Origin of the sequence: Geodermatophilus arenarius, from assembly GCF_042654585.1 — a bacterium.
GTDB classification, from domain to species: domain Bacteria; phylum Actinomycetota; class Actinomycetes; order Mycobacteriales; family Geodermatophilaceae; genus Geodermatophilus; species Geodermatophilus arenarius.
The window spans coordinates 172,443-193,501 of sequence record NZ_JBHSGR010000003.1; the positions used below are offsets into that span (position 1 = coordinate 172,443).

Sequence of the window (21,059 nt, forward strand, 5' to 3'; positions counted from 1 at the left end):
CGGCTGAGAACGCGTCCGGCGCGGCACCCCGAGCGGGTGCCGCGCCGGACTCGTCCCGCGGGCCGGTCAGTCCCGGCGGGCCTCCCCGCCGGCCTGCTCGCCGATCGCGTCCTCCTCGGGGTCGGTCGTCGCGAGCACGCCCGCGGCGAGGGTCTGCGCGACCTCCTGCAGCAGCGGGTGCCCCGCGAGCTCCTCGACGGGCACCGGCAGCGGCAGCGACCAGTTGGGCCGGTCGGTGGTGCCGGGCATGTTGGGCCGGCGGCGGACGGCGAGCGCGTCGTCGAGGGTGGCCGACAGCAGCAGCGACGGCGCCCGCCCGAGCAGCTCGTGCGCCCGCTTGACCGCCGTCTCCGGCTTCGCGTTCCTCCGCAGCCCCGGCAGCCGCTCCAGCAGCGACCGCCGGCCGCGCTCGAGCTCCTCGTCGCTGCCGGTGCCGTGCTCGCGCTGCTCCTCGACGTCGGCCCCGGTCCACAGTCCCGCCACGGTGGGGAGGTCGTGGGTGGTGATCGCGGCCATGGCCTCCTCGGGCCACTCGGCGGGGTCGTCGTCCTCGAACCACAGCAGCCGGTAGCTGAGGATGCCGTGCTCGGCCATGGCCTCCCGGACGCCGTCCTCGACCGTGCCGAGGTCCTCGCCGACGACGACGGCCCGCGCCCGGTGGCTCTCCAGCGCCACGATGTCCAGCAGGTCCTCGGCGGGGTAGCGCACGTAGGCGCCGTCGGCCGCGCTGCCGCCCGAGGGCACCCACCACAGCCGGAACAGGCCCATCACGTGGTCGATGCGCAGGCCGCCGGCGCCGGCCATCGTCGCGCGGATGGACTCGACGAACGGCTCGTAGTCCCACTCCTGCAGCCGCCACGGCACCAGCGGCGGGGAGCCCCAGTCCTGGCCCTGCGCGTTGAACTCGTCCGGCGGCGCCCCGACGGTCGCGCCCTGCGCGAGCACCCCCTGCCAGGTCCAGGCGTCGGCGCCGCCGCCGGCCACGCCGATGGGCAGGTCCTGGATGACCGTCATGCCCTCCGTGGCGCGCTCGAGCTGCAGCGACAGGCACCACTGCAGCCAGGCGTGGAAGGCGACGTCGCGCTCGTGCTCGGCCGCGAAGGAGCCGACGGCGCCGCTGCGCGGGTCGCGCAGCTCCTCGGGCCAGGTGTGCCAGTCGGGGCCGTGGACGTCGGCCAGGGCGCACCAGGTGGCCCAGTCCTGCAGCTTCTGCCCCTGGTGCCACCACCAGTCGGGGAAGGCGGGGTCGTCGCGGCCGGTGGCGTCGAACACCCGGCGCAGCGCCTCGCGCTTGCGGGCCCAGATCGCGTCGCGGTCGATCAGGTCGCCCTCGGACAGGGCGCGGCCGGCGTCGCCGTCGAGGTCGAGGCGGTCGGCGCCGGGCACCTCCTCGACGCGGAGGTACACGGGGTTGCGGAAGCGGCGGGTGGCCGGCAGGTAGGGGCTGGCCTCCTGCTGCGGCGTCGGCGCGACGGCGTGCAGCGGGTTGATCAGCACGAAGCCCGCGCCCTGGCCGGCGGCCATCTCGCGGACGGCGCGCAGGTCGGCGAGGTCGCCGATGCCCCAGCTGCCGCGGCTGCGGGTGGCGTAGAGCTGCACCGCCCAGCCCCACGCGCGGTCCTCGGGCAGCCAGCACCGGCCGGGGGACACGATCAGCCGGCGCCGCGGGCCGCCGGGCGCCTGCAGCCAGTGGTAGCCGAGCGGGAAGTCGGCGGGCAGCTCGCCGTCGACGTGCCGGGTGGACCCGTCCTCGAGGGTCACCTCGGCCTCGTCGACCTCCAGGACGTCGCCGGGGCGGGCGACGATGGGCGCCCGGTGCTCGAGGTCCTCCGGCGGCTCGCCGATCACCTCCCGCAGGCGGTCGATGGTGGCCTGGGCGACCTCGTGTTCCTCGTCGAGGGCGTCGAGCCAGGTGGCGTCGATGCCCCACCGGTCGGTGTCGGGGGTGCGTGTCACCCCCCGATCCTCCGGGCGCGCGGGGGTGATCGCAGCGCAGGGGACGCAGTGGTGCCGGTTACCCCGCTCACCGCTCCCGCCGCGTGCGGCAGGCCGGGCCCGTGGACTGGCTGCTCGTGCACCCACCACTGCCCGGCCCCGCGGTGCTCGGCCCGCTCGCCGCGGAGCTGCGCGCCCGCGGCGCCAGGGCCGCCGTCCCCGACCTCCGGGGGGCTGGTGCAGGACCCGGCGGCCGCCCGGGCCCGCGGCCGGCCGGTCGCCGGCGACGGCCGCGGCGCACACCTCGACGTCGCCACGGACCCCGCGCGGGTGGCCGGGCTGCTGGGTTGGGCTGCTGGGCTGGGCTGCCGGGCTGAGCTGGGCCGTCGCCTGGCCGGGCGGCCCCGGCTGCGGTAGGCACGACCGGTGACCGTGATCGGCTTCCACAACTCGCACGAGCAGGTGCACCCGGCCGATCTGCTGGCCGCCGTCCAGCACGCGGAGGAGGTGGGCTTCACCGCGGCGATGTGTTCGGACCACTTCGCGCCCTGGAACTCCAACCAGGGGCACTCCGGGTTCGCCTGGTCGTGGCTCGGCGCCGCGCTCGCCACCACCGGCCTGCCCTGCGGGGTGGTCAACGCCCCCGGGCAGCGGTACCACCCGGCGGTCATCGCGCAGGGTGCGGCGACGCTGGCGGCGATGTTCCCCGGCAGGTTCTGGATGGCGCTGGGCAGCGGGCAGGTGATGAACGAGCGCATCACCGGCACGCCGTGGCCGCCCAAGCGGGTGCGCGACGCGCGGCTGCGCGAGTGCGTCGACGTCATCCGGGCGCTGCTGGCCGGCGAGGAGGTCACCCACCGCGGCCTCGTGGCCGTCGAGCGGGCGCGCATCTGGTCGCTGCCCGAGCAGCAGCCGGCGCTGATCGGCCCGGTGATGAGCGTCCCGACGGCGCGGCGGCACGCCGACTGGGCCGACGGGTTCATCACCATCAACCAGCCGCACGAGACCCTGCGCGAGCTCGTCGGCGCCTACCGGGACGCCGGCGGCCAGGGCCGGCTGGTGCTGCAGGTCCACCTGTGCTGGGACCCCGACCCGGAGCGCGCGCGAGCCATCGCCCACGAGCAGTGGTTCACCAACACCTTCCCGCCGCCGCTGTGCTGGGACCTCGACGGGCCGGAGGCGTTCGAGCAGGCCAGCGCGTACACACCGCAGGAGGCGGTGGAGGGCGCGGTGCGGGTCAGCTCCGACCTCGGGCAGCACGCCGCCTGGCTGGCGGAGTACGTCGAGCTCGGTTTCGACGAGATCTACCTTCACCACGTGGGCAAGGAGCAGCGGCCCTTCCTCGACGCGTTCGGCGAGCACGTGCTGCCGCAGCTCGGCGTCACCGAGCCCGAGCCGGCGGTGGCGCTCGACGGTCCCGGCGGGCCGCGCCGTCCGCGGCAGGAGCCCGAGCCCGGGGCGCCCACCGTGCTCCCCGAGGGCCGGCCCCCCGCGCGTTGACGATCGGGTCCGTGCCGCTCCCGACGGCGTGTCGGCGCGTGTCGCGGACACGCAGCCGGTGATCGACTCCGGGAGGAGCGCGGGTCCAGCGAGACCCCACCGTCCTGTTGCCCGGGGCGCGCGGGGCCGACAGGGTCGCGGGGCATGAAGATCACCGACACGGCCGACCTGTGGTGGAAGACGGCGGTCGTCTACTGCCTCGACGTCGAGACCTACCTGGACTGGAACGACGACGGCACCGGTGACTTCGCGGGCCTGGCCCAGCGCATCGACCACCTCGCCGACCTCGGCGTCACCTGCCTGTGGCTGATGCCCTTCTATCCCACGGCCGAGCGGGACGACGGCTACGACATCACCGACTTCTACGGCGTCGACCCGCGGCTGGGCAGCCACGGCGACCTGGTCGAGGTCGTCCGCACCGCCAACGACCGCGGCATCCGGGTGATCGCCGACCTCGTCGTCAACCACACCTCCATCGAGCACCCGTGGTTCCGGCAGGGCCGGCGCAGCAAGGACGACCCGTTCCACGACTTCTACGTCTGGCGCGACGACGAGCCGCCGGACACCTCCGACCAGGTCGTCTTCCCCGACCAGGAGGACTCGGTCTGGACGTTCAACGAGCCGACGGGGGAGTGGTACCTGCACCGCTTCTACAAGGAGCAGCCCGACCTCGACGTGACCAACCCGCGGGTCCGCGACGAGGTCGCCAAGATCATGGGCTTCTGGCTGCAGCTGGGGCTGTCGGGCTTCCGCGTCGACGCCGTCCCCTTCTTCCTGGAGACCGAGGGCGGCGCCGACGCCGACCGCTTCCCCGACCCGCACGAGTACCTGCGGGCGCTGCGCTCCTTCCTCAGCCGCCGCACCGGCAGCGGCGTGCTGCTGGGCGAGGTGAACCTGCCGCACGAGCAGCAGCGCGACTTCTTCGGCGGCGACGACGGCGACGAGCTGACCATGCTCTTCGACTTCGTCGGCATGCAGGCGATGTACCTGTCCCTGGCCCGCGCCGACGCCGGCCCGCTGACGAAGGCGCTGGTCGAGCGCCCGTTCGTCGACCCCGACAGCCAGTGGGCCACCTTCGTGCGCAACCACGACGAGCTCACCCTGGACAAGCTGTCCGAGGACGAGCGCAAGGAGGTCTTCGCCGCCTTCGGCCCCGAGGAGCGCATGCAGGTCTACGGCCGCGGCCTGCGCCGCCGGCTGCCGCCCATGCTCGACGGCGACCCGCGGCGGGTGCGCATGGTCTACAGCCTGCTGTTCTCGCTGCCCGGCACGCCGGTGCTCTTCTACGGCGAGGAGATCGGCATGGGCGAGGACCTCGACGCCGAGGGCCGGCTCGCCGTCCGGACGCCGATGCAGTGGACCGCCGGGCGCAACGGCGGGTTCTCGACCGCCGACGCCGACCGGCTGCCCGGGCCCGTGGTCACCGGCGGCTTCGCCCCGGAGTTCGTCAACGTCGCCGACCAGCGCCGCGACCCGGACTCGCTGCTGTCGTTCGTGAAGCTGCTCATCCGCCGCTACCGCGAGTCGCCGGAGCTGGGCTGGGGCTCGTTCCGGGTGATCGAGCAGCCGCACCGCGAGGTGCTCGCGCACGTCTGCGAGTGGGACGACGGCACGCTGGTCGCCGTCCACAACCTCGGTCCCGAGCCGCGCGTGGTGCCGCTGGTGCTCGAGGGCTGCGACGCCTCGCACCGGCTGGAGGACCTGCTGGTCACCCAGACGACGCCCCTCGGCGACGACGGCGCGGCGGAGCTGGCGCTCGAGGGCTACGGGTACCGCTGGCTGCGCGTGGTCGCCGAGGACGGCCGCCGGCTGCTCTGACGCCCCGTCACTCCGGGGCGACGCACCGTGGTCGCGCGCCGCGGCGCCCCGCGGCGGGACCGGCGGGTCCCGCCGCGCCCGGCCGACCTGCGCGGACCTGTCGGAGGGGCGTCCTAGCGTCGCCGGCGATGACCGAGCCCGCCGTCCCCGCACGTCCCGCCCCGCCGACCGCGCCCGCCACCGCCCCCGTGCAGTACCCGCCCGGCGACCCGGGCGCGGGCGGGGCGACCGCCGCCGGCCAGGCGTCCCCCGGAACCGCCGCCCCTGCCCCCGGCGGCCCTCCGGGCGGACCGGGCACGGGCGGGCCGTCGACGGGCGGGCCCGCGCCCGGCGGCGAGGCGGGCTCCTCCCCGACCGGGCCGGTGCCCGGCCGGCCGCCGGTGGTCCGCCCCCGCCGGAGCGACCCGCTGACCCGCATGGGCCCGTGGGCGCCGCTCGCCGGCGCGGTCCTCGGCCTGCTGGCCGGGGTGGTCGCCGTCCTGCTGCTCGGCGGGCGGGCCGAGGCGTTCGCCGAGCGCCTGGCGCTGGTGTTCCTCGTCGTCGGACTGGTGATGCTCGGCGCGGCCGGGGCGCTGCTGGCCGACGAAGTGCGGCTGGTCCGCCGCGGCGCCCGGGAGGCCACGGTGCGGCCGGCCTGGGTGGAGGCGACCGCGGGGCTGATCAACGGGCTGACCCCGGCCCGCCTGCTGCTCGGCTCCAGCGCCTTCGTGCTTTTCCTCGCCGCCTACACGGCCCGCTAGCTGTTCTGTCCCGCGAGGTCGTTGACGGGGATGCGGCTGATCGGTGGCCGTCCGCCGAGGGCGGTGTGGGTGCGGTGATGGTTGTAGGTGTGCAGCCAGCCGGGCAAGGCCGCGGCCCGGTCTGAGCTGGAGTCAAACGGGCGCGCGTAGGCCCATTCCTCAAGCAGCGTGCGGTTGAACCGCTCAGCCTTGCCGTTGGTCTGCGGCCGGTAGGGCCGGATCCGGCGGCCCTCGGCGCCCAGGTCGGTCAGGGCCTGGCGCCAGGCGTGGCTGTGCCGGTAGGCGAAGGCGTTGTCGGTCATCACCCGCTCGATGCGGGCGATGCCGTGCGCGGCGAAGAAGGCTGCGGCCCGGCGCAGGAAGCCGGCGCAGGTGTCGGCGCGCTCGTCGGGGTGGATCTCGGCGTAGGCCAGCCGGGTGTGATCATCGACGGCGCAGTGCACGTAGTCGTAGCCGATCCGGCGTCCGGCGCCGACCTCGGCGCGGCTGAAGCTGTTCTGCGCCGAGCCCCGCCCGTGGGCGCGCCAGCCGCCGCCTGGCCGGATGGCGCCGAGCTTCTTCACATCCACGTGCACCAGCTCGCCGGGGCGGGCCCGCTCATAGCGGCGCACCGGCTCTCCGCTGGGCCGGTCCAGCCAGGCCAGCCGCGGCATGCGGTGGCGGGTCAGGATCCGGTGCACCGTGGAGGCGGCCAGCCCCAGGAGCGCCGCGATCCGGACCGGACCCAGCCGCCGGTCCCGGCGCAGCGCCAGCACGGCCGCCTCCACCTCCGGCGCGGTGCGTCCCGGCGAGGAGTACGGGCGGCAGGAGCGATCCAGCAGCTCGGGGATGCCCTCGGTGCGGTAGCGGGCCAGCCACTTGTAGGCGGTGGTGCGGGAGATGCCCATCTCCGCGGCCACGTGCGCGGCCGGGCGGCCGGCCAGCACCCGCCGCACGCGCTGCAGACGAGACCACGGCGACAGCCGCGGCATAGCGTGGACCACGAAGACCTCCGGTTGAGCGGGCGACGTCAGACATCCCCACTCCGCCGGAGGTCTTCCTGCCGATCAAGCCCTCAACGGCGTGTCAACAAGGTCCGTGGGCACTACAGCTAGCGGCGCGTCAGCCCATCGCGTCGGAGTCGCTCAGCGTGGCGGGGTCCAGCCGACCCGCGACGATGTCGTCGGCGAGGTCGTCGACCACCCGCCCGGTGGCGAAGGCGTGCGCGCGCAGCACGGCGAGGGTGTCCACGACGTCGAGGCCGAGCGCCACCGTGGCGAGGCCGGTGGCCTGCCACACACGGCTGCGCCGGAGGGCGTCGGGGGCGTCCCACCACCGGGCCCCGCCCTCGTCGGCCACCCCGCCGGCGGCCCGCACCAGCTCCTCGGTCAGGCACACGACGACCGCCTCGACGTCGTCGCGCGGGACGCCGGTGAGCGTGGCCAGCTCCCGCGCGTAGAGGTCGACGATCACCGTGGGCCCCAGCGGCGGGGCCAGCGGCACCGAGAACACCGCGCGGTAGGGCGTCTCGCCGAGCAGCGCCTCGTGCAGCTCGGGCCAGTTGCGCTGGATGTCCTCGATGTCGAAGACGATGGCGCTGCCGGTGTCGTGGGCGCGCAGGCACGGGCCGTCGCCGGCGGTGAACTGCAGCTGCTCGGCCCGCGAGGTGGTGCGGTCGCTCGCGCCGATCGGCGTCCGCAGCCCGGCGCCCTCGTGGATGCTCAGCGCCGCGCCGTCCACCCGGACCGCCTGGGCCGCCGCCCGGGCCAGCCGGGAGGGCACCATCTCCGGGCCGTCCTCCCCGGTCCCGGGCGGGTCCTGCAGTGCGTCCAGGAACCGCGTCGCCGCGTCACTCGCCGTCACCCGTCCACTCCCGTCGTCCCGGTCACCGGTCCTGCCGGTGGCTGCGTCCCGGACCTGCGCGTCCCCCGACCCGTGGTCACCTTGGTCCAGCGGCCGTGCGCGCACCACACCGGGGGACCTCATCCGTAGGCCTGCACGGCGAGGACGACGGCCAGGCCCAGCCCGGCCAGCGCGATCAGCCGCCGCAGGAGGGCCTGCGGCACGCGCCGCACGACGCGCGGCCCGAGCCGTCCCCCCGCCAGGCAGCCCAGCGCCAGCGGCAGCGCGGCGCTCCAGGCCACCGGCGCGAGCACCACGAACCCGACGGCGGCCACCCCGTTCACCGCACCCAGCACGACGTTCTTCAGCGCGTTGCCGCGCGGCAGGCCCTCGCCGGTGCCCAGCAGCACCAGCGCGAGCAGCAGCACCCCGGCGGCGGCGCCGAAGTAGCCGCCGTAGACCGCGACGACGCCGGTGCCGGCGACTAGCCACCACGGGTCCCGGGCGCCGTGCAGCCGGCGGCCCTCCGCGGCCAGCTCGCCCGGCGGCCGCTGCAGCAGGATGGCCAGCGCCGCGCCGCCGATGAGCAGCGGGACCAGCCGCTCGAACGCCTCCGCCGGGGTGAGCAGCAGCAGCGCGGCCCCCGCCGTCCCGCCGACGAGCCCCGCGACGGCCAGCGGCACCAGCCGGCGGCCCTGCCCGGCCAGCTCCGGCCGGGACGCGCTCACCGACCCCACGCTGGTGAGCACCAGCGCGACGGTGTTGGTGACGTTGGCGGTCACCGGCGGCAGCCCGGTGGCCAGCAGCGCCGGGTAGCTCACCAGCGAGGCCAGCCCGGCGATGCTCCCCGCCAGCCCGGCGCCGACCCCGGCGAGGACCAGCAGCAGCCACTCCAGCGCGTTCACCGGGCCACCAGCACCCCGATGGCCACGCAGCCGAGGACGACGATCGCCGTCCGCAGGACCGCCGCGGGCAGCCGGCGACCGTACCGGGCGCCGAGCGCGCCGCCCACCACCGAGCCGCCGGCGACCAGCCCGGCGGCGGCCCAGTCGACCCGGTCGGTGGCGACGACGACGTAGGCCGTCGCGGCGACGGCGTTCACCGCGGCGCTGAGCACGTTCTTGAGCGCGTTGAGGCGCTGCAGCGGCTCGGCCAGCAGCAGCCCGAACACGCCCATCTGCAGCACGCCCTGGCTGGCGGCGAAGTAGCCGCCGTAGCTGCCGGTCGCGTACGCGCCGGCGACCAGGCCGGCCAGCCGCCACCCGCGGGGCGGCGCGTCGTCGTCGGTGCGGCGGGCGGCCAGCCGGCGGGTCAGCAGCGGCTGGACGGCGACCAGCACCACGGCCAGCCCCACGAGGACCGGGACCACCGCCTCGAACGCCGCCGCCGGCAGGTGCAGCAGCAGGACCGCGCCGGTCAGCGCGCCCAGCACCGACGCCGGCAGCAGCCGCAGCACCAGCCCGCGCTGCCCGGCGAGTTCCCGTCGGTAGCCGACCGCGCCGCTGACGTTGCCCGGCACGAGCCCCAGCGTGTTGGACACGCTCGCGGTGACCGGCGGCAGCCCGGTGGCCAGCAGCACCGGGAAGGTCACCAGCGTCCCGGACCCGACGACGGCGTTGATCGCGCCCGCCGCACCCCCGGCGGCGAGCACGGCGAGCACCTCGGCGGGGGTCACGCGTCCTTGCGGCCGGCGTCGACGACGCGCAGCACCAGCTCGCCGGCCTCGTCGGAGGCGGCCAGGTCGACCTCGGCGTCGATGCCCCAGTCGTGGTCGCCGGCCGGGTCGTCGACGATCTGCCGCACCCGCCAGACACCGGGCTCGCTCCGGTCCCACACCAGCAGCGCCGGCCCGCGGGCGTCGGCGCCGGTGCCCACCTCGGCGTGCTCGGCGAAGTAGCCGCGGACCACCTCGCCCCACCGCTCGGCGTCCCAGCCGGAGCCGGCGTCGAGCTCGCCGAGGTCGTACCAGCGGCGCCGCGCCCACAGCTGCACCCGCGCGAACAGCGCGTTGCGGACCATCGCGGTGAACGCCCGCTCGTTGCCGGTCAGCGGCCGGGCCCGCGCCGGGACGGCGACCGGCTCGTCCAGCGGCTGGTCCGGGCTGGTCAGCTGCTCCCACTCGTCGAGCAGCGAGGAGTCCACCTGCCGCACCAGCTCACCCAGCCACTCGACGACGTCGGTGACCTCCTCGGTGCGCGCGGCCGCGGGCACGCCGGACCGCAGCGCCTTCACCGCGTCGGAGAGGTAGCGCAGCACCGCGCCCTCGGAGCGGGTCAGCCCGTAGGTGGACACCAGCTCCTTGAACGTCATCGCCCGCTCCCACGTCTCGCGGACGACGGACTTCGGTGAGGGGTGCGCGTCGGCGGCCCACGGGTTGCTGCGCACGTAGACGGCGAAGGCGTGCTCGAGCAGCTCCTCGAGCGGCTTCGGGTAGGTGACGTCCTCGAGCAGCTCGATCCGCTCGTCGTACTCGATGCCCTCGGCCTTCATCTGCGCGACGGCCTCGCCGCGCGCCTTGTTCAGCTGCGCGGCCAGGATCTGCCGCGGGTCGTCGAGGGTGGCCTCGACGACGCTGACGACGTCGAGGGCGAAGGTGTCCGAGGCGGGGTCGAGCAGCTCGATCGCGGCGAGGGCGAACGTCGACAGCGGCTGGTTGAGCGCGAAGTCCGGCGGCAGGTCGACCGTCAGCCGGTAGCGGCGGCCGTCGGGCTCCGGCTCGGGCAGCCGCTCCAGCACGCCGGCCTGCAGCAGCGAGCGGGCGATGCCGACCGCCTCGCGGATGAGCCGCAGCTGCCGCTTGCGCGGCTCGTGGTTGTCGGTGAGCAGCCGGCGCACCGCCGCGACCGGGTCGCCGGGCCGGTCGGCGACGTCGAGCAGCATCGCCGTCGTCACCCGCATGTGGCTGGTCAGCGGCTCGGGCTCGGCGGCGACCAGGCGCTCCATGGTCGCCTTCGACCACGGCACCATCCCCTCGGGCGCCTTCTTGCGGACCAGCTTGCGGCGCTTCTTCGGGTCGTCGGCGACCTTGGCGAACTGCCGCAGGTTCTCCACCTCGTGCTCCGGCGCCTGGACGACGACGGTGCCCGCCGTGTCGTAGCCGGCGCGCCCGGCCCGCCCCGCGATCTGGTGGAACTCGCGGGCGTTGAGCAGCCGGGTGCGGCTGCCGTCGTACTTGCTCAGCGCGGAGAACACGACGGTGCGGATCGGCACGTTGATGCCGACGCCGAGGGTGTCGGTGCCGCAGATGACCTTGAGCAGCCCGGCCTGGGCCAGCTGCTCCACCAGCCGCCGGTACTTGGGCAGCATCCCGGCGTGGTGGACGCCGATGCCGTGGCGCACCAGCCGCGACAGCGTCGTCCCGAAGGCCGAGGTGAACCGGAAGCCGCCGATCGCGTCGGCGATCGCGGCCTTCTCCTCCTTGGTGCACACGTTGACGCTCATCAGCGCCTGTGCCCGCTCGAGCGCCTGCGCCTGGGTGAAGTGCACGACGTAGACCGGCGCCTGCCTGGTGTCCAGGAGCTCCTGGATGGTCTCGTGCGCCGGCGTCGTCGCGTACCAGTGGTGCAGCGGCACCGGGCGCTCGGCGCCGGCGACCAGCGCGGTGGGCCGGCCGGTGCGGCGGGTGAGGTCCTCGCGCAGCGCGTCGGTGTTGCCGAGCGTGGCGCTCATCAGGAGGAACTGCGCGTCGGTGAGCTCCAGCAGCGGCACCTGCCAGGCCCACCCGCGGTCGGGGTCGCCGTAGAAGTGGAACTCGTCCATGACGACGAGGCCGATGTCGGCGCCGGCGCCCTCGCGCAGCGCCACGTTGGCCAGCACCTCGGCCGTGCAGGCGATGACCGGCGCGCCGGCGTTGACGCTCGCGTCGCCGGTGAGCATGCCGACGTTGGCCGCGCCGAACACCCCGCACAGCGCGAAGAACTTCTCGCTGACCAGGGCCTTGATCGGCGCGGTGTAGAAGCTGCGCCGCCCGGCCGCCATCGCCGCGTACTGCGCGCCGGTGGCCACCAGGGACTTGCCCGACCCGGTCGGCGTCGCGAGGACGACGTTCGCGCCGCTGACCAGCTCGATCAGCGCCTCCTCCTGGTGCGGGTACAGCGGCGTGCCGCCGTCCTCGGCCCAGGCCGCGAAGGAGGTGAACAGCTCGTCGGGGTCGCTGCCGCGCGCCCGGAGGGCGGTGAGGTCGCCGGGGTCGTCGAGCAGGGGGAGGGGCGCGGTCGCGGTCATCGTGGGGAACAGCGTGCCCGACGGTCCCGGCCTTCCCAGACGCCGGGGCGACGTCACGAAACGGTCACGACCCGCCCGGTGGGGTGTGGCGCGGATCGCCTCCGTCCGTCAAAGTGAACAGCAGGTGAACGGAAGGTGGATGAGGCGCGTGCTGGAGAAGAACTGCCCGGAGTGCCACTGGGTGACGGTGACCGACGCCGACGGGCGTCGCCGGATCGAGATGCGGTGGGGTTCGCCGCAGCCGGCCGCGCAGGCGAAGCCGCGGCGCGCGGCCTGAGGCCGTCCGGGTTCCGCACGGGATCGCACGGGTAGGCGCTCGCCGAGGGCGGGACGGGGAGCAGACCCGGCCCGCCGGTCCCGCGAGCAGGAGGAGCCCCCGTGTCGTCACCCCGCCCCGAGTCCCAGCCCGAGCAGCAGCAGACCCCGCCGGGGACCCTCGGCGAGATGGACCCCAAGCCCGACCACGGTGAGGAGACCTACCGCGGGTCGGGCCGGCTGACCGGCAAGGCCGCGGTCATCACCGGCGGCGACAGCGGCATCGGTCGCGCCGTCGCGATCGCCTTCGCCCGCGAGGGCGCCGACGTGCTCATCTCCTACCTCTCCGAGCACGAGGACGCCGAGGACACCAAGAAGTACGTCGAGGAGGCCGGGCGCCGGTGCGTGCTGGTCGCCGGTGACCTCTCCGACCGCGCGCACGCCAAGACGATCATCCCGAAGGCCGTCGAGGAGTTCGGCAAGGTCGACGTCCTGGTGAACAACGCCGCGTTCCAGATGTCGCACGACAGCCTGGAGGAGGTCTCCGACGAGGAGTGGGACCACACGGTGGCCACCAACCTCACGGCGATGTTCACCCTCTGCAAGGACGTCATCCCGCACATGCCGTCGGGCGGGTCGATCATCAACTCGTCGTCGGTGAACTCCGACATGCCGAGCCCGAGCCTCGCGCCGTACGCGATGACCAAGGCCGGCATCGCGAACTTCACCGCGAGCCTCGCGCAGATGTACGCGGAGAAGGGCATCCGGGCCAACAGCGTCGCGCCCGGGCCGGTCTGGACGCCGCTGATCCCCGCCACCATGCCCGAGGAGAAGGTGGCCAGCTTCGGGCAGCAGGTGCCGATGGGCCGCGCCGGCCAGCCGGCCGAGCTCGCGCCGGTGTACGTGCTGCTGGCCAGCGACGAGGCGTCCTACGTGTCGGGCGCCCGCGTCGCGGTGACCGGCGGCAACCCGATCCTGTAACGCCGTCCGCGGATGATCAGCTGAGCTCACGCTGACGCGTCCTGGCTCACCGTCGGCGGTGGGCCAGGACGCGGCACGATCAGCTCAGCTGATCGTGCGGGCCAGCGCGGCGACGTCGGCCGGGCGCACCCGGCAGCAGCCGCCGACCAGCCGAGCGCCGGCGGCCACCCACGCCGCGGCGTCGCCGGCCGCGATCCCGCCGGTGCCCGTCCAGCGCCGTGCCGCGGCGTCCCACCCCTCCCCGCTGTTCGGGTACGCCACCAGCGGCACCCCGGCGGCCGCCGCGGCCGTCAGCGCCGGGAGCACCCCGGCCGGGTCGGTGCAGTTGACGCCGACGCCGACCACCTCCGGCACCCCGCGCGCCATCGCGAACACGTCCGCCGCGCGCTCGCCGCGGCGGGTGCGCGCCACGCCGTCGGCGTCGACGACGGTGGTCAGCGACAGCCACACCGGCACGCCCAGCGACGTGGCCTCGGCCAGCACCGCCTCCACCTCGGCGGCGGCGGGCAGCGTCTCGCAGGCGAGCACGTCGGCGCCGGCGTCGGCGAGCGCGGCCATCCGCGGCCGGTGGAAGGCGCGCAGCCGGTCGACGCCGACCTCGGCCGCGTAGGCGCCGGTGTACTCCGAGCCGTCGGCCAGCGCGGCGCCGTACGGCCCGACCGACCCGGCGACCCACGACCCCGGCGCCCCCTCCCGGGCCAGCGCCACCGAGCGGGCGACCAGCCCCAGCGCCTCGTCCCGGTCCACCCCGGCCGCGGCGAACCCCTCGACGGTCGCCTGGTAGCTCGCCGTCGTCGCCACCTGGGCCCCGGCGGCGGCGAACGCGGCGTGCGCGGCGACGACGGCACCGGGGTCGTCGCGCAGCAGCCGCGCCGACCACAGCGCCGAGGCGACGTCGTGCCCGCGGGCCTCGAGCTCGGTGGACAGGCCGCCGTCGAGCAGGACCGGGCCGGCGGCGAGGGCGGCGGACAGGGAGGTCACCGCCCCATCGTCCTCACGAGGGCTGGTACGGCGGCGCCACACCCCAGCCCCAGCGCGGCACCGGGGCGTGCTCGACGACGGCGGCGCCCTCCTGCGAGTTGGCCAGCGCCAGGCGGGTGCCCCACTCGACGTAGCCGACGAAGGCCGCGCGGAACTCGGGGTCGTCGGGCAGCCCGGCGTCGTCGGCGGCGCGGCTCATCAGCGTGGCGAAGCGGAACCGCTGCTCGGGCACCAGCCGCAGCCGGCGGTGGTGGGCGAGCATCCGCTCGTACCCGCCCAGCTGCTCGGTGTACAGCGGCGGGCCGCCGAAGACCTCGCACCACCAGGCGGTGACGTGCGCGCGGTGCGCCTCGGACACGCCGCCGGGGAAGAGCGGGCCGAGCAGGTCGTCCCGCTCGACCCGGTCGTAGAACGCGTCGATCAGGCGCCGGAAGGCCGGTGCACCGCCGGCCCACTCGTAGAGCGTGGGTGGCACGGCGGCCAGCGCACCACGGTCCCGGGCGGCGGGGAAGGGCTCAGCGCGCGAGGCGGTAGTGGGACAGGACGACGCCGGTCGTCGTCGCCACCGACTCGACCAGCTCCCAGCGCAGGTGCGCGCCGGCCGGGAACAGGGTGCGTCCGCCGCCCAGGGCGACCGGCGCGACGGCGAGCCACGCGTCGTCCACCAGGCCCGCCGGGAGCAGGGTGGCCAGCAGGTCGGGGCTGCCGAGGACGGTGAGGTCGGTGTCGACGGTGGCCTTGAGCTCCGCGACGGTGGCGGCGGCGTCGCCGGCGAGGACCGTGGTGTTCTCCCACGTCGGTGCGTAGCCCGGGTCCCGGGTGACGACGTACTTCCGCTTGGCGTCGAGCACCGGGCCGAACGGGTTGTCGGTGGTGCCCGCCCACGCGGCCTGCATCGACTCGAAGGTGCGCCGGCCGAACAGCATGGCGCCCTCGCCCGCCATGCCGCGGCCCATGACCTCGCTGAGGACGCCGTCGGGATAGGGCGCGAACCAGCCACCGTGGGCGAACCCGCCGCGGGTGTCCTCGTCCGGTGAGCCCGGCGCCTGCACGACGCCGTCCAGGCTGACGTTCTCCACGATGCTGATCCGGCCCACGACTCCTCCTCCGATCGGTTGCTACGGATTCAGTAGTAGTGGCTAGGTCTGACAAAGTGCAAGGGGTAGCCTCGGCCGCGTGCCGGACCGCCGCAGCTACGGCGACCCGTGCGGGGTCGCCCGCGCTCTCGACGTCGTGGGGGAGCGGTGGGCGCTGCTCGTCGTCCGCGAGCTGCTGCTCGGCCCCAAGCGCTACACCGACCTGGCGCGCGGGCTGGGCGCCAGCAGCCCGACCGTGCTGAGCCAGCGGCTGCGCGACCTGGAGGCGGCCGGGATCGTCACGCGGTCCGTGGCCGGGCCGCCGGTGGGCGGGCGGGTCTACGCCCTCACCTCGCGCGGGCGCGAGCTCGAGGACGTGCTGCTCGCGCTCGGCCGGTGGGGCTCGCGCACGGTGCAGACCTCGGCCGGTGAGCTGGGTACCGACGCGTTCGTGCTCGCGCTGCGCACCGTCGCCGACCCCGCGCGGCTGGCCGGGTGGTCGGCGCGGGTGGAGCTCGCCGTCGACGACCCCATGGCGCCCGACCGGGTCACCCTCACCGTCGCCGACGGCCGGCTGTCCGCCGTCCGCGGCACGACCGGCGCACCGGATGCCGTCCTGTCCGGCGCGCCGGCGGTGCTGCGCCCGGTCGCCTTCGGCCGCCGGTCCCTCGACGACGCCCTGGCTGCCGGGGACCTGCGCGTCGACGGCGACGTCGAGGTCGTGCGCCGCCTGCTGGGCACGCTCGTCCCGCCGGTCCCGGCCTGACCTCCGCGATCACGGATCTGGCGTGGCGACGCGCCGGGCGACGTCGGCGTGTCCCCACGGGAGCGCCGTGATCGCGGACGACCAGGCCGTCGACGAGACTGGGCGCGTGCCCGGCAGCGACGACACCAGCGGAGACCTCCCGGTCACCGGCTCCCTCGTCGTCCCCGCCGCGGCGCTGGCGTGGCGCTTCTCGCGGTCCTCGGGGCCGGGCGGGCAGGGCGTCAACACCGCCGACTCCCGCGTCGAGCTGTCGGTCGCGCCGCTGGAGCTGCGCGGGCTGACCGACGGGCAGCGGCAGCGGCTGGCCGAGCGGCTGGGCCCGCGGCTGGTCGACGGCGTCCTGACCGTCGTCGCCGGCGAGCACCGCCAGCAGCTGCGCAACCGGGCCGCGGCCCGCGAGCGGCTCGCCGCGGTGCTGCGCGCCGCCCTGGCCGCGCCGCCACCGCCGCGCCGGCGCACGAAGCCGACCCGCGGCTCGCAGGAGCGGCGGATCGCGGAGAAGAAGCGCCGCGGCGAGCTCAAGCGCCGCCGCGGCAGCTGGGAGTGAGGACGCCTGCGAGCGGTGGGGGGACGAGGGGGTCCTCCGTCAGAGCTCCGGCATGGGCACGCCCGGCGGCCGCACCGCCACCCACAGCGGCAGCTGCCCGTCGGCCGAGCGGGTCGCCTGCGTCACCTCGAACCCCAGGCCGCGGGCGAAGCGCACGACCGCCCAGGCGGGGGCGACCAGCGCGGCGGCGACGCCGTCGGCGTCGCCGCGGGCCAGCGCCGCCGCGAGCACCGCGCCGCCGAGCCCGCGACGGCGCGAGCGCGGCCGGGTGGCCAGCGCGCGCAGCCGCCAGTGCGGGCCCTCGGGCAGCGCGGCGGTGAGCTGGGCCTCGGTGCCGGCGACGGCGTCGGCGCGGTCGGCGTGCAGCCGCGGCACCTCCCGTTCCAGCGCCGCGCGGACGTCGGCCGGCACCGGCGTCGCGGCCCCGGCGGGGGCGTCCCAGGAGGCGACGGCGTCGACGTCCTCGCTGACCCAGGTCGTACCGGTGGCGACCCCGCGGTGGCCGGCGTCGAGCTCGGCCAGCCGGGTGAGCCGCTGCGTGCGCCCGTCCAGCGGCAGCGCCCAGCGCACCCACCGCGACTCGGCCAGCGCCACGGTGAGGGTGGCGGCGATGCGCGGCACGTCGCGCGGCTCGGCCGCCCGGACCACCGGGACGCCGATGTGGACCGTCGGCCCGGGTTCGCTCATGCCAGCCATGACACCACGGCGCACGCAGGGCCCGGACACGACCGTGGGGCCGGCCCCCGGGAGGGACCGGCCCCACGGGGCGTCGGACTCAGACGTCGAAGCCGGCGCGGTCGACCTTGCGGTGGTAGCGGGTACCGAGCTTGCCGCCCAGGATCGCGCCGAGCAGCGTGGCCAGGAGCGCGGCGGTGCCGGCGACGATCGCGGCGGTGGTCAGGGTGTCCCCGCCGATCGGGATGCTGGGCAGGTTGAGCTGCGAGAGCACGTTGTACTCCGAGCCGAGCACCGCGCCGAGGACGGCGAGGACGACGGCGACCAGCAGGCCGACCACCCACACGGCGATGCCCTGCCGGACCCCGTCGAAGCGGGCCGTGCGCCCGGCGACGTAGCCGCCGGCGAGGTGGGCCAGGAACAGCACGACCAGCAGCGTGGTGCCGCCGATGACGCCGATGGTGTCGGCCTGGTCGGTGGCCTGGTCGGTGGCCTGGTCGGCGCTGGACACCTGGGTCAGGTCGAAGGCGACGCCGGCGGCGGACAGCAGGGCCAGCAGGACCACGGCCAGGCCGTTGGCGGACAGCCAGCCGAAGAAGGCCGCTCCCCACGTGATGCCGCCGAGGCGCTCGTGCTGCGCGTCGACGGCGTCACGGGCCTTCCCGCGGGTGGCCGACGCACCGACCGAGCCGGAGGTGGCGTCGCCGCCGGGAGGGGAGCTCATGGTGCCTTCCCGACGGGATCGGGGAGCGCGGGTGCGGACCGGCCGAGGGGCCGGCCGGTCCGCGGTGGGGTCAGCGGCGACGGGTCGTCGGGTCGACGTCGCCGTCGACCTCGATCTGCTCCTTGCGCACCTGCCCGGTGACCTCCTGCTGCTCGGTCACCGTCTGGGTGTCGAGGCGGACGCGCTCGACCGGCGTGGCCTCCTTGGACACGACGGGGCGCTCGGCGTGCAGGACGACCTCGTGCTCCTCCTCGGAGATGGCCGGCCCGTCCATCGCGTTGCCGATGTTGGCGTCGGTGATGGGCTCGCGCTCGACCCGCACCTCCTCGTGGGAGACGGGGACGGTCTGGCTCACGTTCTCCGTGACGACGTACTTCCGCAGCCGCGCCCGGCCGGCCTTGACGCGCTGGGTGCCCACCTCGAGGTGCTCCTCGGAGCGGGTCATGGCGTTGTCGGTCGTCGGGCCCGAGGTGTCGCGGCCGACGACGCCCTCCCTGCCGCTGAGGTCGGCGCGGCCGCCGGTCGTCGTCCCGGTCGTCCCGGTCGTCGTCCCGGTCGTCGTCCCGGTCGTCATCGCCTGACCGGTCGTGGTGCCCGCGGTCCCCAGGCCGTAGTAGCGGTAGAGCTCCTGCTCCTCCTGCGGCGACAGGTGGCCGGCGGAGACGTCGACGTGCGGGGCGCCCTTGACCTTGGCCTTGTCGTAGGGGACCCGCAGCTCGCCGCCGGAGACCGTGGCGTCGGCCAGGGGGACGAAGGCCTCCTTGGTGCCGAACAGGCCGGTGCGGACGGTCGCCCACTCGGGACGGCCGGTCTCGTCGTCGAGGAAGACCTCGCCGACGCTGCCGTGCTTGCCGTCGGGGCCGACGGCGGTGCTGCCGATGACGTCGCTGATCTGCCGGTCGTCGATCACGTGTGCTCCTCGCGGAAGGGGGGATCGGCCGGCTCCCTCACGCGGCGGAGTGCCGGGGGTCAGCTGGCCACCCTGGGGATGCCCCGTCGTTTACGACGTAAACCCCATCCGGCTCACTCCCCGGGGACGCGCCCCTCCCGCCGGAGGGACTCCAGGCGGCCCAGCAGGTTCTCGAGGGCCTCCTCGAACTCGGCGGCCGACTCGTCCCGGGACAGCAGCTCCTCCAGTTCGGTGACGAGCGGGTACTGGGAGAGGTCGGTCCCGGTGCCGGAGACGCCCCCCGGCGCGTCCTCGGGGCTGATCTGCACGCCCTTCTGCGACACCTCGAGCAGCAGGTGCCCGAGCAGGAAGCTCGAGTAGGCCCGGTACGCGGCGACCGCCGCCTCGGCGCCGAAGCCGCTGTCGGTCATCGCGGTGAGGAAGGACTCGACCCAGCGCAGGCTGCGCAGCGGCGGGCGGACCCAGGGGGCCTCCGGCGGCCGGGTGGCCACCAGGGGGAAGACCTCGGGGTGCGCGAGGGCGATCCGCCGGACGCCGTGGGCCAGCCGCTGCAGGAAGTCCTGCCACCCGCCGGCGGCGCGCATGTGCACGTCGGGATCGCCGTACAGCTCGTCGATGACGGTCTCGACGACGCCGTCGAGCAGCTGCTCGCGTCCGGGCACGTACCGGTAGAGCGCCATGGCCTCCACCCCGAGGAAGGCGCCGAGCCGCCGCATCGTGAGGGCGGCGAGACCGTTCCGGTCGATGAACTCGACGGCCGCACCCAGGATGCGGCGGCGGTCGAGGGGGGCCCGCCCGGTGCCGGGGGGTCCGGCGGGGAGGACGGCCGCGGCTCCGCCACGGGCCTCCGGTGAGTCGGGGTCGGGACGGTGCACCGGGACGGTGTCGTCGGTCCGCGCCACGTCCGCCTCCCGGTTCCTCGTCGGAGCCTGCACACCACCGGCGCCGCACCGGACCCCGTTCCCGCCCGTGAGGTCTCCGGAACGCGGCCTCGACGTCGTCGTGGCCGCGGGGAGACCGCCGCGCCCGACGCTCGGGGTCGTGTCCGCAGCCCTCCCGTCCGGCACCGCCGCACCGGCCGGTCCCCGCACGCGGACCACCGAGACGCACTGTCCCTACTGCTCGCTGCAGTGCGGCACGGCGGTCACCGCGGGGGACCGTCCGGCGACGCTCGTACCCCTCGACTCCCCGACCAACCGGGGCGGGCTGTGCAGCAAGGGCTGGTCGGCCACCGAGCTGCTCGACCACCCCGAGCGGCTGACCCGCCCGCTGGTCCGCGCGGTGCCCGGCGACCGCACCAGTCCGCTGGTCCAGGCCGGCTGGGACGAGGCGTTCGACCGCGTCGTCGCCGCGATCGGGCGCACCCGGGCCCGGTACGGCCGCGACGTCGTCGGCTGCTTCGGCGGCGGGTCGCTGACCCGGGTGCGCGTGTACCCGGTCCGCGAGGTCGAGGGGCTGCTCGTCGTCGACGTCTGAGGTGCGGGAGACGTCCGAGGCGCAGGGTGTGCACGCAGCGCGGTCCCCGGCTCCTCCGGATCGCGCCGCGTGCACACACCGCTCAGTCCTCGATGACGTCGAGCCCCTGCTCCCGCGGCCGCGCCAGGGAGGCGAGCATCCCCTCCACCGCCTCCGGGGCGTGCCCCTCCCAGTCCTCCACCTCGCCGACGCGCAGCGGGGAGCGGGTCCGGTGGGACCGCGCGGGGTTGCCGGGGAACCGCTCGTCGGTGACGTTCGGGTCGTCCTCGAAGGGCCCCAGCGGCTCCACGACGTGGACGTGGCCCCGGTGCCGGTCCCCGGCCGGCGCCGTCGCCGGCTCCGCTCCCCGGGCGGCGGTGTCGACCAGCGCCGCGGAGTGCACGTGGTCCGTCACCCGGCCGGCCTGGGAGTCCGAGCCGCGACCGGGGACCGGCTCGTCGCCGACGGCGAGCGTCGCCCGCGTCCTGTGGAAGAAGGGCCCGGGGACGTCCCCGGGGTTCCCGGGGGTGACGGGGACGCGGGTGCCGACCGGCTCCTCCACACCGGCGATCATGCCCCCGGCCTGACCACTCACGGCCCCCGCCGGTGTCTGCAACCAGCGGCGTGTGCACCGAGCGCGGTGCCGGAGCG

At 75.8% G+C, this 21,059-nt stretch carries 22 protein-coding genes; 8 read left to right on the plus strand and 14 right to left on the minus strand.

Annotated features, from left to right (window positions below; translation table 11 throughout):
* Window positions 1–66: 66 nt before the first annotated feature.
* A complete protein-coding gene (gene malQ, locus ACFO3M_RS04650) occupies window positions 67–1,956 on the minus strand; it encodes a 4-alpha-glucanotransferase (RefSeq protein ID WP_387986965.1) in 1,890 nt (629 codons plus the stop codon).
* 405 nt (window positions 1,957–2,361) lie between these two features.
* On the opposite strand from malQ, the gene ACFO3M_RS04655 reads away from it, so the two are divergent.
* From ACFO3M_RS04655 to ACFO3M_RS04665, 3 genes are all read left to right on the plus strand, one after another.
* Window positions 2,362–3,435 carry a TIGR03885 family FMN-dependent LLM class oxidoreductase gene (locus ACFO3M_RS04655; RefSeq protein WP_387986968.1) on the plus strand — a complete coding sequence of 358 codons (1,074 nt, stop codon included), beginning with the start codon at window positions 2,362–2,364 and terminating at the stop codon, window positions 3,433–3,435.
* A gap of 144 nt (window positions 3,436–3,579) precedes the next feature.
* Window positions 3,580–5,253, plus strand: coding sequence for an alpha-amylase family protein (locus ACFO3M_RS04660; protein WP_387986971.1), 1,674 nt, complete (start codon window positions 3,580–3,582; stop codon window positions 5,251–5,253).
* 128 nt (window positions 5,254–5,381) lie between these two features.
* Window positions 5,382–5,993, plus strand: a complete 612-nt coding sequence (locus ACFO3M_RS04665; protein WP_387986974.1) for a hypothetical protein — start codon at window positions 5,382–5,384, stop codon at window positions 5,991–5,993.
* On the opposite strand, the gene ACFO3M_RS04670 is transcribed toward ACFO3M_RS04665, so the two are convergent.
* The 5 genes from ACFO3M_RS04670 to ACFO3M_RS04690 all read right to left on the minus strand — a co-directional run bounded on the left by ACFO3M_RS04670 (window position 5,990) and on the right by ACFO3M_RS04690 (window position 12,038).
* Window positions 5,990–6,976, minus strand: a complete 987-nt coding sequence (locus ACFO3M_RS04670; protein ID WP_387986977.1) for an IS481 family transposase — start codon at window positions 6,974–6,976, stop codon at window positions 5,990–5,992. The two genes, ACFO3M_RS04665 and ACFO3M_RS04670, sit on opposite strands and share 4 nt — an antisense overlap.
* Window positions 6,977–7,094: 118 nt before the next feature.
* Entirely contained in the window at window positions 7,095–7,835 is a 741-nt protein-coding gene (locus ACFO3M_RS04675; RefSeq protein ID WP_387986978.1) for a hypothetical protein, read from the minus strand.
* A 119-nt stretch (window positions 7,836–7,954) separates the two neighbouring features.
* Window positions 7,955–8,719 carry a sulfite exporter TauE/SafE family protein gene (locus ACFO3M_RS04680; RefSeq protein ID WP_387986980.1) on the minus strand — a complete coding sequence of 255 codons (765 nt, stop codon included), beginning with the start codon at window positions 8,717–8,719 and terminating at the stop codon, window positions 7,955–7,957.
* Window positions 8,716–9,489 (minus strand): sulfite exporter TauE/SafE family protein, encoded by a 774-nt coding sequence (locus ACFO3M_RS04685; protein ID WP_387986983.1) that lies wholly within the window; start codon window positions 9,487–9,489, stop codon window positions 8,716–8,718. Before ACFO3M_RS04685 ends, ACFO3M_RS04680 begins: the two co-directional genes overlap by 4 nt.
* The gene (locus tag ACFO3M_RS04690; protein WP_387986984.1) at window positions 9,486–12,038 is read right to left on the minus strand and encodes a DEAD/DEAH box helicase; all 2,553 of its coding nucleotides are present in this window, start codon (window positions 12,036–12,038) and stop codon (window positions 9,486–9,488) included. The genes ACFO3M_RS04685 and ACFO3M_RS04690 overlap by 4 nt, the downstream gene beginning before the upstream one ends.
* A 139-nt stretch (window positions 12,039–12,177) precedes the next feature.
* Between ACFO3M_RS04690 and ACFO3M_RS04695 the strand changes: the two genes are divergently transcribed.
* Together ACFO3M_RS04695 and ACFO3M_RS04700 are read left to right on the plus strand one after the other, a co-directional pair.
* Window positions 12,178–12,315, plus strand: a complete 138-nt coding sequence (locus tag ACFO3M_RS04695; RefSeq protein WP_387986986.1) for a hypothetical protein — start codon at window positions 12,178–12,180, stop codon at window positions 12,313–12,315.
* Window positions 12,316–12,416: 101 nt separating this feature from the next.
* On the plus strand, window positions 12,417–13,274 hold the full coding sequence (locus ACFO3M_RS04700; RefSeq protein ID WP_387986989.1) for an SDR family oxidoreductase: 858 nt from the start codon (window positions 12,417–12,419) through the stop codon (window positions 13,272–13,274).
* Window positions 13,275–13,358: 84 nt separating this feature from the next.
* On the opposite strand, the gene mmuM is transcribed toward ACFO3M_RS04700, so the two are convergent.
* From mmuM to ACFO3M_RS04715, 3 genes are read right to left on the minus strand one after another with little or no spacing between them, the layout of a single operon-like run.
* Window positions 13,359–14,255: a homocysteine S-methyltransferase gene (gene mmuM, locus ACFO3M_RS04705; protein ID WP_387986991.1), complete on the minus strand. Its 897-nt coding sequence runs from the start codon at window positions 14,253–14,255 to the stop codon at window positions 13,359–13,361.
* 13 nt (window positions 14,256–14,268) lie between these two features.
* The gene (locus ACFO3M_RS04710) at window positions 14,269–14,730 is read right to left on the minus strand and encodes a group II truncated hemoglobin (protein WP_387986994.1); all 462 of its coding nucleotides are present in this window, start codon (window positions 14,728–14,730) and stop codon (window positions 14,269–14,271) included.
* 40 nt (window positions 14,731–14,770) lie between these two features.
* Complete coding sequence (locus tag ACFO3M_RS04715) at window positions 14,771–15,352, minus strand: dihydrofolate reductase family protein (protein ID WP_387986996.1); 582 nt, start codon at window positions 15,350–15,352, stop codon at window positions 14,771–14,773.
* 79 nt (window positions 15,353–15,431) lie between these two features.
* Between ACFO3M_RS04715 and ACFO3M_RS04720 the strand changes: the two genes are divergently transcribed.
* Both ACFO3M_RS04720 and arfB read left to right on the plus strand, forming a co-directional pair.
* Complete coding sequence (locus ACFO3M_RS04720) at window positions 15,432–16,097, plus strand: winged helix-turn-helix transcriptional regulator (protein ID WP_387986999.1); 666 nt, start codon at window positions 15,432–15,434, stop codon at window positions 16,095–16,097.
* Between the two features lie 67 nt (window positions 16,098–16,164).
* Window positions 16,165–16,644 carry an alternative ribosome rescue aminoacyl-tRNA hydrolase ArfB gene (arfB, locus tag ACFO3M_RS04725; protein WP_387987001.1) on the plus strand — a complete coding sequence of 160 codons (480 nt, stop codon included), beginning with the start codon at window positions 16,165–16,167 and terminating at the stop codon, window positions 16,642–16,644.
* A gap of 39 nt (window positions 16,645–16,683) precedes the next feature.
* Here arfB and ACFO3M_RS04730 read toward each other — a convergent pair whose 3' ends face one another.
* The 4 genes from ACFO3M_RS04730 to ACFO3M_RS04745 form a co-directional block, all read right to left on the minus strand.
* Complete coding sequence (locus tag ACFO3M_RS04730) at window positions 16,684–17,331, minus strand: N-acetyltransferase (protein ID WP_387987003.1); 648 nt, start codon at window positions 17,329–17,331, stop codon at window positions 16,684–16,686.
* Window positions 17,332–17,419: 88 nt separating this feature from the next.
* Window positions 17,420–18,043 (minus strand): hypothetical protein, encoded by a 624-nt coding sequence (locus ACFO3M_RS04735; RefSeq protein WP_387987006.1) that lies wholly within the window; start codon window positions 18,041–18,043, stop codon window positions 17,420–17,422.
* 70 nt (window positions 18,044–18,113) lie between these two features.
* Window positions 18,114–18,953 (minus strand): DUF2382 domain-containing protein, encoded by an 840-nt coding sequence (locus ACFO3M_RS04740; protein WP_387987008.1) that lies wholly within the window; start codon window positions 18,951–18,953, stop codon window positions 18,114–18,116.
* A gap of 113 nt (window positions 18,954–19,066) precedes the next feature.
* Window positions 19,067–19,855, minus strand: a complete 789-nt coding sequence (locus ACFO3M_RS04745; RefSeq protein WP_387987011.1) for a TetR/AcrR family transcriptional regulator C-terminal domain-containing protein — start codon at window positions 19,853–19,855, stop codon at window positions 19,067–19,069.
* A 139-nt stretch (window positions 19,856–19,994) separates the two neighbouring features.
* On the opposite strand from ACFO3M_RS04745, the gene ACFO3M_RS04750 reads away from it, so the two are divergent.
* Entirely contained in the window at window positions 19,995–20,429 is a 435-nt protein-coding gene (locus tag ACFO3M_RS04750) for a molybdopterin-dependent oxidoreductase (protein ID WP_387987014.1), read from the plus strand.
* A gap of 82 nt (window positions 20,430–20,511) precedes the next feature.
* Here the strand turns inward: ACFO3M_RS04750 and arr are convergent, their stop codons facing one another.
* Window positions 20,512–20,982, minus strand: coding sequence for an NAD(+)--rifampin ADP-ribosyltransferase (arr, locus tag ACFO3M_RS04755; RefSeq protein ID WP_387987016.1), 471 nt, complete (start codon window positions 20,980–20,982; stop codon window positions 20,512–20,514).
* Window positions 20,983–21,059: the final 77 nt, after the last annotated feature.